This window comes from Micromonospora sp. NPDC057141 (assembly GCF_042670805.1).
Taxonomy (GTDB): Bacteria; Actinomycetota; Actinomycetes; order Mycobacteriales; family Micromonosporaceae; genus Micromonospora.
In genome coordinates this window covers 24,980-38,402 of sequence record NZ_JBHUVA010000010.1, presented here as the reverse complement: position 1 = coordinate 38,402, position 13,423 = coordinate 24,980, and the positions used below count along the sequence as shown (strand labels likewise).

The following is a 13,423-nucleotide window of genomic DNA, read 5'->3' as shown; positions in this document are numbered from 1 at the left end:
CGTGGCGGCGGGTCAGGCCGGGCGGCGGGTCAGGGGGTGCCCTGCGACTGACCGCGCCACATGTCACCCTGGCTGGCGTGCCGCTCGGCGGCGTAGCGCTGCTGGGTGCGGGCCGCCTCGCGGGCCGCCGCCGAGTCCTCCGGCGACGATCGCCGCCGCCGGTCCCGCCAGGCGACCACGAGGAACGCGGCCAGAATCAGCGCCAGGGCCGACCCGAAGAGAATCACCAGCGTCGTCATACCCCGACGGTAGACCACCAGGTCGAGGTCGGGGTCAGGAGATGTAGTGCAGGATCACGTTGTGCACGTGGTGGCTCTTCTGCGCGCCCCGGAACTCGACCTCGTACGTGTGCGTGCCGACGTGGATGGCGATCGAGCCGGTGGAGAAGAACTCCCCGCCCCACGACTTGTTGCTCACCACGCTCACGCTGGTGATCTTCGAGTACGGGATGCTGGTGATCGCGTACCGTTTGCCGACGAAGGACCGGTCCTGGATGATCACCCGCCGGTCGGTGAGGCCGATGAACCCGGTGCCGGTGCCGACGGCGTCGTAGACGGCGATGATCTGCTCACCGGTGAGCAGGCCGCTCTGGATCTGCTGGAACTGCTCCTTGCGGTCGTATGTCGCATTCGCCATTACCCCACGGTAGGCGGACCCGACAAGCTCACCCGAGCCGCCGGGCGACGACGACCAGTTCCCCGTCGCCCGCGCCCACCGGTTGCCGGGCCCAGCCGCCGTACACCCGTTCGACGGCGAAGCCGGCGGCCACCAGGGACCCGCGCAGTTCGGCCTCGCCCCGGAAACGCAGCGTCGTCGAGCTGGGCCGCTCGTCCCCGTCGGGGAACACGTAGTAGTGGGTGAAGTCGACCGTACCGTCGCGCACGTCGGTGACCTCCGTCCAGGCCCGCACCGCGCCGCCGTCGGGCAGGCGGACCACCCGTCGCGAGTGGACCGGATTCCAGCGTTCCCAGCCCCGGGCCGCCGGGTCGCGGGAGTCGAACGCCAGCCGGCCGCCGGGCCCGATCGCCCGCGCCAGGTCGGCGAGGGTACGCGCCCACTCGTCGTCGGTCACGAAGACCTGCGCCACGTGGCTGGTCATGACGGCCACGTCGAACGCCGCGTCGGGCAGCGCCGCGGACGTGTCCTCGACCCAGGTGACCCGGTCCGCGCCGGGCCGGCGGCGGGCCGCCGCGAGGGCGGGGCCGGCCGGGTCGACGCCGGTGACGGCGTGCCCGGCGGCGGCCAGGGCGACGGTGAGTCGGCCGGTGCCGCAGCCCAGGTCGAGCACGCGGGCGGGAGGCATGCCGGCCGTCACCGACCCGGCCGTCACCGAGTCGGCCACCATCGAGAGGAAGAAGTCGTCGTCGGGCCCCCACGGGCACTCGGCGTCGTAGCCGGGCACCAACAGCGGGTCGCGGAACTCCCCGTCGCGCACGGGAGTCGGGTCAGGCGCCGGTGACGGCCCGGTACGCGTCCTCGATGCGGGCGGCCAGCAGGACCTCGCCCTCGCCCAGCGGCGCGCCGTCGCCGTGCCCGACCCGGATCTGCGTCCGGTCGTCGCGGCGGCTGATCTCGGGGCGCAGGTGCAGGGCGTCGGCGACGACCTTGACCCGCTCCGTCAGGGCGGCGTGCTGGGTGTCGTCGATCATCAGCGTGCGCCGGATCTGCTCGCCCTCGCGGGTCCACCCGGTCAGCAGGGTCAATGCGTCGCTCAGGTAGTCGTGCCTCGCCCGGCTCCTGAACAGCACACGCATCACCGCACCTCCCAGGCGCCGTTGCCGGCTTGTGGCCAAATCGTCGCCGTCCCGTGTCTATGTCGGTACCCCCAGTCTGTCGTCCGACCGAGGGTGTGTCCACGCCCACACTTCCTACTTCTACTGGCCTAGCGGTCGGCCACGGTACCCAAACCGCCTATTGATCTGGCACGCTGGGAGCCCGTGCGAACCGAACGGGCTAGCGAAAGCGGACAGACCGAGCGACGGGACCCGAAGGTGGTCGTCGGCGCGGCGATCATCGCGGACGGGCGGGTGCTCGCCTGCGCCCGGTCGGCCCCGCCCGAGGTGGCCGGGATGTGGGAGTTCCCCGGTGGCAAGGTCGAGCCGGGGGAGAGCGAGACCGCCGCCCTGGTCCGCGAGTGCGCCGAGGAGTTGGCCGTACGCGTGGAGATCGGCGACCGGGTCGGCCGCAACGTGCGGATGGCCCACGGCCGCTCGGTGCTGAAGGTGTACGCGGCCCGCCTGCTGCACGGCGACCGGCCGAAGGCCCTGGAGCACTCGGCGCTGCGCTGGCTCTCCGCCGCCGAGCTGGACACCGTGACCTGGCTGCCCGCCGACGCACCCATCGTCGCCGCCCTGCGCCCCCTGCTCACCGCCGACTGAGCAGCCCCCTGCTCACCGCCCACTGAGTCGCCCAGCGGCAGGGGCAGGGCAGGGGAGAAACGTCGGCGGGGGCCGGCGGCCTGTGCCGCCGACCCCCGCCGTCTCGCCCTGTCAGTGCTTGTCCTGCTCCGGGTGGACGAAGTTGAGGTGCTCCGGGGGCAGCGGGAACTGCACGTCGTCGCCGAACGGCGACGGCGCGGCGGCCCGGTCGAAGGTGAGCTCCGTCAGCGGGAGCTTGCCGTTGTCGTCCACGGCCGGGGCGGTCGGCTTGGGCACCTCGCGGTGCCAGTTCACGCCAGCCTGGGCCTGGGCCTCGGCGGCTTGGTCGTGGGAGCCGCCCGCATGCGAGTGGACCCCGCCCGGGGCGGCGTGGGAGTGGACGGCACCGCTGTGCGAGGCGCTGGTCACGCTGGTCTGAGGCACCTGACCCCTCCGGAAGATCTTGCTACCGAGCCATACCAGGGGATCGTACCTGCGGTCGACCACGCGTTCCTTCATGGGGATGATCGCGTTGTCCGTGATCTTGATGTGCTCGGGGCAGACCTCGGTGCAGCACTTGGTGATGTTGCAGAAGCCGAGGCCCTGCTCCGCCTGCGCGTATTCCTTGCGGTCGGTCTTCACGTCGAGCGGGTGCATGTCCAGCTCGGCGGCCCGGATGAAGAACCGGGGGCCGGAGAACGCCTGCTTGTTCTCCTCGTGGTCGCGGACCACGTGGCAGACGTTCTGGCACAGGAAGCACTCGATGCACTTACGGAACTCCTGCGAGCGCTCGACGTCCACCTGCTGCATCCGGTACTCGCCCGGGGCCACCCCGGCCGGCGGCGCGAACGCCGGGGTCTCCCGCGCCTTCTCGTAGTTGAACGAGACGTCGGTGACCAGGTCCCGGATGACCGGGAAGGTGCGCAGCGGCGTGACCGTGACGGTCTCGCCCTCGGAGAAGGTCGACATCCGGGTCATGCAGCCCAGCTTGGGCATCCCGTTGATCTCCATCGAGCAGGAGCCGCACTTGCCGGCCTTGCAGTTCCACCGGCAGGCCAGGTCCGGCGCGTCGGTGGCCTGGAGCCGGTGGATGACGTCGAGGACCACCTCGCCCTCGTTGACCTCGACCTGGTAGTCCTGCAGGTCGCCGCCGCTCTCGTCGCCCCGCCAGATCCTGAAGTGACGCTTGGTTCCCATCAGTTGCCCGCCTCCTCAGCGAGGGCGTCGAAGTCCGCGAGCTCCTCGTCGGTCAGGTACTTGGCCAGCTCGGCCCGGTCGAACAGGCCGATCAGCTCGGCCCGCATCCTCGGCAGCGGCTTGTGGGTCAGCCGCACGGCGTCGCCGTCCAGCGCGCAGACCAGATTGACCCGGCGCCACGTCGGGTCCATCGCCGGGAAATCCTCCCGGGTGTGGCCGCCGCGCGACTCCTGCCGCTCCAGCGCCGCCTTCGCGGTGCACTCCGACACCACCAGCATGTTGCGCAGGTCCAGCGCGAGGTGCCAGCCCGGGTTGTAGCGCCGCCCGCCGGCCGCGCTGACCTTCGCCACCCGCTCGCGCAGCTCGGCCAGCCGGCCCAGCGCGTCGGCCAGCTCGCCCTCCCGGCGGATGATCCCGACCAGATCGCCCATGACCGCCTGGAGGTCCTGCTGGAGCTGGTAGGGGTTCTCCCCGGTGTCGCGCTGCAACGGCGCGAGCGCCGTCTCCACGGCGGCCTCCACCGCGCCGATCGACACCTTCGGGCGCGCGGTCAACTGATCGGCGTACGACGCCGCGTGGCCGCCCGCCCGCTTGCCGAAGACCAGCAGGTCCGACAGCGAGTTGCCGCCGAGCCGGTTGGAGCCGTGCATGCCGCCGGACACCTCACCGGCGGCGAACAGCCCGCGCACCGTGCCGTACGCGGCACCGGAGTCCGGGTCCACCTCGACGCCGCCCATCACGTAGTGACAGGTCGGGCCGACCTCCATCGGCTCCTTCGTGATGTCGACGTCGGCCAGCTCCTTGAACTGGTGGTACATCGACGGCAGGCGGCGGCGGATCTCCTCGGCCGAGCGGCGGGAGGCGATGTCCAGGTAGACGCCGCCGGCCGGCGTACCCCGACCGGCCTTGACCTCGCTGTTGATCGCGCGGGCGACCTCGTCGCGGGGCAGCAGCTCCGGCGGACGCCGGTTGTTGTCCGGGTCGGTGTACCAGCGGTCCGCCTCCTCCTCGGTCTCCGCGTACTGCTTGCGGAAGACGTCGGGGACGTAGTCGAACATGAACCGCTTGCCGTCGGAGTTCTTCAGCACGCCGCCGTCGCCGCGCACCGACTCGGTGACCAGGATGCCCTTCACCGAGGGCGGCCAGACCATGCCGGTCGGGTGGAACTGGAGGAACTCCATGTTGATCAGCGTCGCGCCGGCGCGCAGGGCCAGCGCGTGCCCGTCGCCGGTGTACTCCCAGGAGTTCGACGTGACCTTGTAGGACCGGCCGACGCCGCCCGTGGCGAGCACCACGGCCGGGGCCTCGAGGAGGATGAACTCGCCGGACTCCCGGTAGTAGCCGAACGCCCCGGCGACCTTCTCGCCGTCGAGCAGCAGCTCGGTGATCGTGGTCTCGGCGAACACCTTGATCCGGGCGTCGTACGAGCCGAACTCGGCCTTGTCCTCCTGCTGGAGGGAGACGATCTTCTGCTGGAGGGTGCGGATCAGCTCCAGGCCGGTCCGGTCGCCGACGTGCGCCAGCCGGGGGTACTCGTGGCCACCGAAGTTGCGCTGCGAGATCTTCCCGTCGGAGGTGCGGTCGAACAGCGCACCGTACGTCTCCAGCTCCCAGATGCGCTGCGGCGACTCCTTCGCGTGCAGCTCGGCCATCCGGAAGTTGTTGAGGAACTTGCCGCCGCGCATGGTGTCGCGGAAGTGCACCTGCCAGTTGTCCCGGCTGTTCACGTTGCCCATGGCGGCGGCCGCGCCGCCCTCGGCCATCACGGTGTGCGCCTTGCCGAACAGCGACTTCGAGATGATCGCCGTCTTCTTGCCCGCGAGCCGGGCCTCGATCGCCGCGCGCAGGCCGGCGCCGCCGGCCCCGATCACGACGACGTCGTAGTGGTGTCGTTCGATGCGATTCGTGGTCGTCATGTCAGGCCCTCTAGTTGATGAACCGCAGGTCGTTGAACCAGCCGGCCGCGACCGCCATGACGTAGAAGTCGGTCAGCGCCAGGGTGCCCAGCGTGATCCAGGCGAGCTGCATGTGCCGGACGTTCAGCCAGGACACGCCCGTCCAGGCCTTGTATCGCACCGGGTGCTTGGAGAAGTGCTTGAGCCGCCCGCCGATGATGTGCCGGCAGGAGTGGCAGGAGATCGTGTACGCCCACAGCATGACCACGTTGACCAGCAGGACGATGTTGCCCAGCCCGAAGCCGAAGCCCTCCGGCGAGTGGAAGGCCAGGACGGCGTCCCAGGTGTTGATCAGCGAGATGACCGCGGCGGCGTAGAAGAAGTAGCGGTGCAGGTTCTGGCCCAGCAGCGGGAACCGGGTCTCCCCGGAGTAGCTGTCGTGCTTGTCCGGCACGGCGCAGGCCGGCGGCGACAGCCAGAACGACCGGTAGTAGGCCTTGCGGTAGTAGTAGCAGGTCAGCCGGAACAGCAGCAGGAACGGCAGGGTCAACGCCGCGTCCGGGATGATCCACCAGCCGGGCAGGAAACGGCCGAAGTGGGCGGCCCCCTCGACGCACTGCTCGGTCACGCAGGGGGAGTAGAACGGGGTCAGGTAGTGGTATTCGTCGACCCAGTAGAAGTCGTGCATGAAGACCCGGACCGTCGCGTACGCCACCCAGGCGCTGAGCCCGATGACGGTGATCAGCGGAGCGAACCACCACCGGTCCGTCCGCAACGTCTTCGCCGCTATGGCGGCGCGCGCTCGCGCTCCCCGCGGCCTCGTTGCCGTTGAAGTCATTCGGTCGTCTCCCTGACGGGGCCCTCACGGGCGGCAGTTGTTCCGGTCGGCACGCGGACCGGCGACCCCGTACCCGCTGCCACCTCACCGCGCACACCAACGACCACACCGGCCGTACCGGCGCAGCTAGTTGACACACGTTACGCCGATCTCCGTGGGCCGTCCGCGCAAGGGAGTGTCCCGTGTGTCCGGGCTGCGGAAAAGTCTCCGCAACACGATCGATGTCGGATGTTAAGAACCTCACTCCCGAACCGCCCGGAGAACCGGCCAGGATCATCCGCCCGGGTCAGCCGCCCGGGTCAGCCGGAGGCGCCCCCGGTGAAGTTCCAGGCCGCCAGCCGCAGCGCCGGGGCGTCCCACCAGACGCCGTCGACCCGGTCCGGCTGCCGGACCGCCCGGCGGCCGATCCCGAGCACGGCACCCGGGCCCAGCGCCCGGGGGTAGGACTCGGTGAAGCGGAAGTTCTGCACCGCCCGCACCGGCACCCCGCCCTCCACCAGCCAGACCCCGTTGCGGGTCAGCCCCGTGATCACCAGGCTTTTCGTGTCCAGCACCCGGGTGTACCACAGGTCGCTGACCAGCAGGCCCCGCTCCATCCCGGCGACCAGGGCGGCCGTGTCGTCGTCGACCACCGGCCCGGCCGGCGCCGGCGACCCGGGCCCCGCCCCGCCGCCGGTGCGCGCCGGATCGTCGGTGGCGCCCGGGGCGGGGCCGGACAACCGCAGGTTGACCGGCATCGCGCCGAAGGTGGCCGCCTCCGGCGACGCGTGCCCGGTGGAGCCGACCCCGGCCGCCGCGCCGCTGCGCCGGTCGTGCGCCGCGGCGACCGTGGTGCCGGCGTCGACCAGCGTCAGGGCCCGCCGGCCGGTGCCCTCCACGTCGAACGGCAGCCCCGACCCGGCCAGCGGGTCGTCGACCAGCGTGACCGCCGGGTCGAACTGGGCCGCGCCCGGCTCGGCGAAGGACTGCCGCTCGGCGTGCCGCTTGCCGTTGAAGCCCCACAGGGCGAAGTTGTGCAGCAGGTCGGCGACGGCGGCCGGCTCCAGCACCACCTCGTACCGGCCCGGGGGCAGCTCGACCGGGTCCACGGCCGCCCGTGCCTTCGCGGCGGCCCGGGCCCCCAGCGCCGCCCCGTCGAGGTCGGCGAGCCGGTCGGCGTGCAGCCGGGCCACCCCGTCCGCGCCGCCGGTGCGGGCGATGCCGTCCATCGCCGCCTCGGCGGCGGCGCCCTGCGCCGAGTGCCCGGTGGAGTTGGCGAACGCCGCCGCCCGGTAGGAGGTGCGGCAGTATCCGGCGGCCTCCAGCCCGCCCACGGCGTCGACGAACGCGCGCACCCGCTCGGCCCGCTCGCCCGGCTCGGCGAAGGCCGTGGCCTCGTCCCAGGCCGGGGCGGCGGGCACCGGCGAGCGCGGGGCCAGCCCCGGCCAGGCCGGATCCGGCGGGCAGAGCCGGGCCGCCGCGAGGGCCCGCTCGACCAGGGCGGCCAGCCCGTCCGGGGTGACCACGCTGCCGCCGCCGGCCGCCGTGCGCCCCTCGGCGTGCACGCGCAGCCGCACCGAGACGCCCGACTCGGCGACGTTCTGGTGCACGAAGGAGTTGGCGAACCGGGTCAGCGCCAGGTCGGACCGGGTGACCACCACCTCCGCCTCCGCCTGCGGCCCGGCCAGCCGGCGGACCAGGTCGACCACCTGATCGGCGAGCCCCAGCTCGTCCCGCTCGTCTCCCTGACTCATGCGCGTACCCCCACTCGGACGTTGCGGAACCGGGCCGGCGCGGCCGGGTGGCCGGTGTGGCCCACCTGGCCGGGCTGGCCCTTGCCGCAGTTCGGCGTGCCCCAGGCGACGGTCTCGGCGGAGAGCATGTCCATCGAGCGCCAGAACAGCGGGCCGATGCCCGTGTAGGTGGGGTTGCGCAGCATCCGCCCCCGCCGGCCCCGCTTCACCTCCCAGCCGATCTCGCAGCCGAACTGGAAGTTGAGCCGCCTGTCGTCGATCGACCAGGAGCGGTTGACGTCCATCAGCACCCCGTCGTCGGTGGCGGCGACGATCTCGTCGAGGGTGTGCGGGCCGGGCTCCAGCCCGACGTTGGTCATCCGCACCATCGGCAGCCGGGCCCAGCCGTCGGCGCGTACGCTGCCGCCGTAGCCGAGGCCGGCGACGGCGGCCGAGTCGCGGCCGGCGAGCACCCCGACCCACCGGCCCTCGCGCACCGCGTCCCGCCGCACCGCCGGGGAGCCCTCGTCGTCGAAGCCGAAGCTGCCCAGCGCGCCCGGGATGGTGGGGTCGATGGTGACGTTCATCAGCTCGGAGCCGTAGCGCAGCGAGCCGAGCTGCGCCAGGTCCAGCCAGGACGTGCCGGCGAAGGCGGCCTCCCAGCCGAGGATGCGGTCCAGCTCGATGGCGTGCCCGACGGACTCGTGGATCTGCAACGCGAGCTGCTCGCCGCCGAGGATCAGGTCGGTCTCGCCGGCCGGGCACTCGGGGGCGGTGAGCAGCGCGCGGCTCTCCTCGGCGATCCGGGCGGCGTGCGCGGCCAGGTCGAGTGAGGTGACCAGCTCCCAGCCGGTGGTGCCGTACTGGCCGCGGTAGCTCGGGTAGGACCGGCGCTGGGTCTCGCCGTCGCCGATCGCGGTGGCCGAGATGCCGCCGCCGCACTCGCGGATGCGCTGGTCGATGCGGTGCCCCTCGCTGGAGACGAACCACTTCGTGGTGTCCCACACCTGGTAGAGGCCCTCGGCTAGGTCGGCGCCGTGCTCGGCCATCGTGGCGGTCGCGCCGACCAGCAGGTCGCCCTTGTCGGACAGGGCCACCCCGAGCGGGTCCACCTCGCAGGCCGAGGCCCAGCTCGCCACGACCGGCTCGGCCGGCACCAGGTCGATCGGCGGCCCGGGGACCCGCGCGCTCGCGGCGGCGATCAGCGCGGCGCGCCGGCCGGCGTCGCGGGCGGCGGCGTCCGACAGCTCCGGTACGGCGTGGAAGCCCCAGCCCGATCCGACCAGCGCCCGGACGCCCAGCCCGAGGCTCTCGTCCTGGGTCAGCTCCTCGACGTCGCCGTTGCGGGCCGACATCGACTCGTAGCGGCGGTGCATCACCCGGGCGTCGGCGTAGCGGGCACCCGCGTCCAGGGCCGCCTGCACGGCGGCGGACGCCGCATCGAATCCGGTCATGACGACGCTCCGCTGCGCTGCGCGCCGCCCTGAGACACCGGGCCAGATGGATGATTCGCTCGCTGGCGCTCGCTCATGCGCCCGACCCTAGGGGACGGGACCGACATCCGTCAGGGGACGAGATCCTCGGGTCGGATCTTCGCCCGGACGGGCTCGGTCAACTCCAGCACCTCGCCCCGCTTGGCGGCCGAGTGCTCCACGTAGTGGGCGTGCCGACGCCGGTGCAGGCGCAGCGCGCCGGTCTCCTGCTCGACCAGCAGGTACCAGTCGATGTGGGCAGCGGCGTAGTAGTGCATCTTCAGCACGTTGTCGGTGGACGCGTTGCCCGGCGAGATGATCTCGCAGACCAGCCGGACGTCGTCCGCCGCCACGTAGACGTCGTCGAGGTCGACCGGGTCCGTGACGACGAGGTCGGGGACGGGGACCCGCCCGGGTCGGAGCCGGACGTTCACCGCCTCCAGCAGCTCCAGCCCGGCCGCTTCGGCGGCCGGTTCGAGGATGTTGCCCAGCTTGCGCGATATCCGCTGGTGGCGTGGGGTGGGGGCTGGGGTCACGTGGAGGCTCCCGTCGAAGAGTTCGACCCGCTGCGACGTCTCGCCGAGGGCGAGGTATTCCTCCTCGGTCCACGGTCCGTCGTGGTCGAACACCGCCGCGGTCATGGTCACCTCCACCTCGATCGAGCACGGATCCTCTCCCGGCTGCCCCCGCCATGGTCGCACCCGAGGTGCGATCGATGGGGAAGAGCCGGCCCGGCGGCGAGGGGTGTCGGCAGAGTTGCCGAGTCGTTACGCTGGGCACCGCTGACAGCCACCCGCTTGTAGCTTATTTTCAGCCTCAGTGATCTGTTGTAGTTTCTCTTCGTCACTGGGGAGGTGGTCGTGGGCGAGCCAGCACCGGCGTCCGGCCCCTACCTGCGGGTCGACGACCTGCGGGTGCGCTTCGACACCGCCGACGGCACCGTCCACGCGGTCGACGGGGTCTCCTTTGCCGTCGAGCGGGGCCGCACCCTCGGCGTCGTCGGCGAATCCGGCTCCGGCAAGAGCGTCACCTCGCTGGCGATCCTCGGCCTGCACGACCCCAGGCGCACCACCGTCACCGGCGGGATCTCCGTCGACGGCCGGCAGCTCGTCGGCCTGCCCGAGGAGGACGTCCGCCGGCTGCGTGGCCGGAACGTGGCGATGATCTTCCAGGACCCGCTGTCGGCGCTGCACCCCTACTACACCGTGGGCCGGCAGATCGCCGAGGCGTACCGGGTGCACCACCGGCGGGCCGGCCGGCAGGAGGCCCGGCGGCGGGCCGTCGACATGCTCGGCCGGGTCGGCATCCCCCAGCCGGGAAAGCGCTACGACCAGTACCCGCACGAGTTCTCCGGCGGCATGCGGCAGCGGGCGATGATCGCCATGGCCCTGGTCAACGACCCGGCCCTGCTGATCGCCGACGAGCCGACCACCGCCCTCGACGTCACCGTGCAGGCGCAGATCCTGGACCTGCTGGCCGACCTCCAGGCCGAGTTCCGCTCGGCGATCATCCTGATCACCCACGACCTCGGCGTGGTCGGCCAGGTCGCCGACGAGGTGCTGGTGATGTACGCCGGCCGGGCCGTCGAGCACGGCAGCGCGGAGCAGGTGCTGCGGCGGCCCCGACACCCGTACACCTGGGGTCTGCTCTCCAGCGTGCCCTCGCTGCACGGCGACGCCGACGCGGACCTGGTGCCCATCCCCGGCAACCCGCCCAGCCTGATCGACCTGCCGCCCGGCTGCGCCTTCCACCCCCGCTGCCGGTACGCCGACCGCACCGGCGGCCGCTCGCGCACCGAGGTCCCGGCGCTGGCCCCGGCCGGCGAGCCGGGCCACCTGGCGGCCTGCCACCTGCCCGCCGACGAGCGCGCCCGGCTGCACGCCGAGGACGTCGCGCGGACGGGGGTGGCCCGATGAGCGAGCCGCTGCTGCGGGTCAGCGGGCTGACCAAGCACTTCCCGGTGCGCACCGGGTTCCGCGCCACCGGCCTGGTGCGGGCCGTCGACGGCCTGGACTTCGCGGTACGCCCCGGCGAGACGCTCGGCCTGGTGGGGGAGTCCGGCTGCGGCAAGACCACCACCGGCCGGATGCTGGTGCGGCTGCTGGAACCGACCGCCGGGCGGATCGAGTTCGCCGGCCGCGACATCACCCACGCCGGGCGGCGCGAGCTGCGACCGCTGCGCCAGGACCTCCAGATCATCTTCCAGGACCCGTACGCGTCGCTGAACCCCCGGCACACCGTCGGCCGGATCGTGGCGATGCCGCTGCGGGTCAACGGGATCGACCCGCCCGGCGGGGTGCGCCGCCGGGTGCAGGAGCTGCTGGAACTGGTCGGGCTCAACCCCGAGCACTACAACCGGTACCCGCACGAGTTCTCCGGCGGGCAGCGCCAGCGCGTCGGCATCGCCCGCGCCCTCGCGCTGCGGCCGAAGCTGATCGTCGCCGACGAGCCCGTCTCCGCCCTCGACGTGTCGATCCAGGCGCAGGTCGTCAACCTGCTGCGCGACCTGCAACGCGACCTCGGGCTGGCGTTCGTGTTCATCGCCCACGACCTCGCCGTGGTGCGGCACTTCTGCCAGCGGGTCGCCGTGATGTACCTGGGCCGGATCGTGGAGATCGGCGACCGGGCGGGCATCTACGAGCGCCCGCAGCACCCGTACACCAGGGCCCTGCTGTCGGCGGTCCCCGACGTGACGCGGCTCGGCCCCGGCGGGCGGATCCGGCTCACCGGCGACGTGCCGACCCCGCTGAACCCGCCGTCGGGCTGCCGGTTCCGCACCCGGTGCCCGAAGGCGCGCGACGTCTGCGCCACCGAGGAGCCAGCGCTGGTGTCCCGCGACGGCAGCGGGCAACTGACGGCCTGCCACTTCCCGGAGCCCGACCCGGGCGGGCGCTTCCCGGGGCGCGACGGGGCCGGCGCGAGTGGTGCGGAGGTGACGACGTGAGCCTGTCCCCGGTCGAGGGCGTGGCCCTCGCGGAGATCGAGTCCACCGGCGACGATCCCGGCACCCATGGTCGGGGCATCGTCGGCCGGTCGCCCGGCCAGCTCGCCCGGGCCCGGCTGCGCCGGGACCGCACCGCCATGGTCAGCGCCGGCATGCTGGCCTTCTTCCTGCTGGCCGCGCTCGCCGTGCCGCTGATCGAGGCGCTGTACGGCATCGGCCCGCGCGAGCAGTTCCAGGGCCGGCTCGACGGCTTCGGCATGCCGCTGGGCTATGCCGGCGGGGTCACCGGGGAACACTGGTTCGGGCTGGAGCCGGGCCTGGGCCGGGACATCTTCATCCGGATGGTGCACGGCCTGCGGACGTCGCTGTTCATCGCGATCGCCGCTGCGGTGATCACCGCAGCGATCGGCGTGGTGCTCGGCACCCTCGCCGGCTACCTGGGCGGCTGGCTCGACGCCGTGCTCAACTGGATCACCGACCTGACCCTGGCCATGCCGTTCCTGATCATCGCCCTGGCGCTGACCCCGACGATCGCGCTGCGCTTCTACGGCCAGCGCGAGGAGGTGCCGCCCGCGTTCCAGATCGGCGTGCTGATCGCCATCTTCGCCCTGTTCGGCTGGACCAGCACCGCCCGGCTGGTGCGGGGGCAGGTCATCGCGCTGCGCGAGCGGGAGTTCGTGGAGGCGGCCCGCGCCAGCGGCGCCGGGCTGGGGCACATGCTGTTCCGCCAGCTCCTGCCGAACCTCTGGGCCCCGATCCTGGTGTCGTTCTCCCTCGCGGTGCCGTCGTACGTCACCAGCGAGGCGGCGCTGTCGTTCATCGGGGTCGGGCTGACCGACGCCACGCCGAGCTTCGGCCGGATGATCTACCGCAGCCTCGACTACCTCCAGACCGACCCGGCGTACGTCTTCTTCCCCGGCGTCACGATCTTCGCGCTGGTCTTCGCCTTCAACCTCTTCGGGGACGCGCTGCGCGACGCGCTCGACCCGAAGTCGTCCCGGTAGGAGG

The 13,423-nt window shown here is 72.5% G+C and carries 14 protein-coding genes; 4 read left to right on the top strand and 10 right to left on the bottom strand.

Annotated features, from left to right (window positions below; translation table 11 throughout):
* Nucleotides 1–29: 29 nt before the first annotated feature.
* Genes ACFT41_RS09075 through ACFT41_RS09060 form a run of 4 tightly spaced genes read right to left on the bottom strand, consistent with a single transcriptional unit; the run spans nt 30 to nt 1,754 of the window.
* The gene (locus ACFT41_RS09075) at nt 30–239 is read right to left on the bottom strand and encodes a hypothetical protein (protein WP_377585915.1); all 210 of its coding nucleotides are present in this window, start codon (nt 237–239) and stop codon (nt 30–32) included.
* A gap of 34 nt (nt 240–273) precedes the next feature.
* Nucleotides 274–636, bottom strand: coding sequence for a PH domain-containing protein (locus ACFT41_RS09070; protein ID WP_043965760.1), 363 nt, complete (start codon nt 634–636; stop codon nt 274–276).
* Between the two features lie 28 nt (nt 637–664).
* Nucleotides 665–1,435: a class I SAM-dependent DNA methyltransferase gene (locus ACFT41_RS09065; RefSeq protein WP_377585918.1), complete on the bottom strand. Its 771-nt coding sequence runs from the start codon at nt 1,433–1,435 to the stop codon at nt 665–667.
* 10 nt (nt 1,436–1,445) lie between these two features.
* Entirely contained in the window at nt 1,446–1,754 is a 309-nt protein-coding gene (locus tag ACFT41_RS09060; protein ID WP_377585920.1) for a pterin dehydratase, read from the bottom strand.
* A 183-nt stretch (nt 1,755–1,937) separates the two neighbouring features.
* Here ACFT41_RS09060 and ACFT41_RS09055 point away from each other — a divergent pair, with 183 nt between their 5' ends.
* Entirely contained in the window at nt 1,938–2,378 is a 441-nt protein-coding gene (locus ACFT41_RS09055; RefSeq protein WP_377585923.1) for a (deoxy)nucleoside triphosphate pyrophosphohydrolase, read from the top strand.
* 111 nt (nt 2,379–2,489) lie between these two features.
* Here the strand turns inward: ACFT41_RS09055 and ACFT41_RS09050 are convergent, their stop codons facing one another.
* The 6 genes from ACFT41_RS09050 to ACFT41_RS09025 all read right to left on the bottom strand — a co-directional run bounded on the left by ACFT41_RS09050 (nt 2,490) and on the right by ACFT41_RS09025 (nt 10,112).
* Nucleotides 2,490–3,554: a succinate dehydrogenase/fumarate reductase iron-sulfur subunit gene (locus ACFT41_RS09050; RefSeq protein ID WP_377585926.1), complete on the bottom strand. Its 1,065-nt coding sequence runs from the start codon at nt 3,552–3,554 to the stop codon at nt 2,490–2,492.
* Complete coding sequence (locus ACFT41_RS09045; protein WP_377585928.1) at nt 3,554–5,470, bottom strand: fumarate reductase/succinate dehydrogenase flavoprotein subunit; 1,917 nt, start codon at nt 5,468–5,470, stop codon at nt 3,554–3,556. Before ACFT41_RS09045 ends, ACFT41_RS09050 begins: the two co-directional genes overlap by 1 nt.
* Before the next feature lie 10 nt (nt 5,471–5,480).
* Nucleotides 5,481–6,287, bottom strand: coding sequence for a hypothetical protein (locus ACFT41_RS09040; protein WP_377585931.1), 807 nt, complete (start codon nt 6,285–6,287; stop codon nt 5,481–5,483).
* Nucleotides 6,288–6,586: 299 nt separating this feature from the next.
* Nucleotides 6,587–8,020 (bottom strand): TldD/PmbA family protein, encoded by a 1,434-nt coding sequence (locus ACFT41_RS09035; RefSeq protein WP_377585934.1) that lies wholly within the window; start codon nt 8,018–8,020, stop codon nt 6,587–6,589.
* Nucleotides 8,017–9,453 carry a TldD/PmbA family protein gene (locus ACFT41_RS09030; protein ID WP_377585937.1) on the bottom strand — a complete coding sequence of 479 codons (1,437 nt, stop codon included), beginning with the start codon at nt 9,451–9,453 and terminating at the stop codon, nt 8,017–8,019. Before ACFT41_RS09030 ends, ACFT41_RS09035 begins: the two co-directional genes overlap by 4 nt.
* A 110-nt stretch (nt 9,454–9,563) precedes the next feature.
* On the bottom strand, nt 9,564–10,112 hold the full coding sequence (locus ACFT41_RS09025) for a Uma2 family endonuclease (protein ID WP_377585940.1): 549 nt from the start codon (nt 10,110–10,112) through the stop codon (nt 9,564–9,566).
* A 219-nt stretch (nt 10,113–10,331) separates the two neighbouring features.
* On the opposite strand from ACFT41_RS09025, the gene ACFT41_RS09020 reads away from it, so the two are divergent.
* The 3 genes from ACFT41_RS09020 to ACFT41_RS09010 are packed head-to-tail and all read left to right on the top strand — an operon-like array spanning nt 10,332 to nt 13,419.
* On the top strand, nt 10,332–11,387 hold the full coding sequence (locus ACFT41_RS09020) for an ABC transporter ATP-binding protein (protein WP_377585942.1): 1,056 nt from the start codon (nt 10,332–10,334) through the stop codon (nt 11,385–11,387).
* The gene (locus tag ACFT41_RS09015; RefSeq protein WP_377585945.1) at nt 11,384–12,415 is read left to right on the top strand and encodes an ABC transporter ATP-binding protein; all 1,032 of its coding nucleotides are present in this window, start codon (nt 11,384–11,386) and stop codon (nt 12,413–12,415) included. Before ACFT41_RS09020 ends, ACFT41_RS09015 begins: the two co-directional genes overlap by 4 nt.
* Entirely contained in the window at nt 12,412–13,419 is a 1,008-nt protein-coding gene (locus ACFT41_RS09010; RefSeq protein WP_377585948.1) for an ABC transporter permease, read from the top strand. The genes ACFT41_RS09015 and ACFT41_RS09010 overlap by 4 nt, the downstream gene beginning before the upstream one ends.
* The last annotated feature ends 4 nt before the right edge of the window (nt 13,420–13,423 follow it).

Bases quoted from the DNA above. Each gene is read 5' to 3' on its own strand.
- ACFT41_RS09075 (WP_377585915.1), bottom strand. From the start codon at position 239: ATGACGACGCTGGTGATTCTCTTCGGGTCGGCCCTGGCGCTGATTCTG.
- ACFT41_RS09030 (WP_377585937.1), bottom strand. From the start codon at position 9,453: ATGACCGGATTCGATGCGGCGTCCGCCGCCGTGCAGGCGGCCCTGGAC.
- ACFT41_RS09035 (WP_377585934.1), bottom strand. From the start codon at position 8,020: ATGAGTCAGGGAGACGAGCGGGACGAGCTGGGGCTCGCCGATCAGGTG.
- ACFT41_RS09045 (WP_377585928.1), bottom strand. From the start codon at position 5,470: ATGACGACCACGAATCGCATCGAACGACACCACTACGACGTCGTCGTG.
- ACFT41_RS09040 (WP_377585931.1), bottom strand. From the start codon at position 6,287: ATGACTTCAACGGCAACGAGGCCGCGGGGAGCGCGAGCGCGCGCCGCC.
- ACFT41_RS09070 (WP_043965760.1), bottom strand. From the start codon at position 636: ATGGCGAATGCGACATACGACCGCAAGGAGCAGTTCCAGCAGATCCAG.
- ACFT41_RS09060 (WP_377585920.1), bottom strand. From the start codon at position 1,754: ATGCGTGTGCTGTTCAGGAGCCGGGCGAGGCACGACTACCTGAGCGAC.
- ACFT41_RS09025 (WP_377585940.1), bottom strand. From the start codon at position 10,112: ATGACCGCGGCGGTGTTCGACCACGACGGACCGTGGACCGAGGAGGAA.
- ACFT41_RS09050 (WP_377585926.1), bottom strand. From the start codon at position 3,554: ATGGGAACCAAGCGTCACTTCAGGATCTGGCGGGGCGACGAGAGCGGC.
- ACFT41_RS09015 (WP_377585945.1), top strand. From the start codon at position 11,384: ATGAGCGAGCCGCTGCTGCGGGTCAGCGGGCTGACCAAGCACTTCCCG.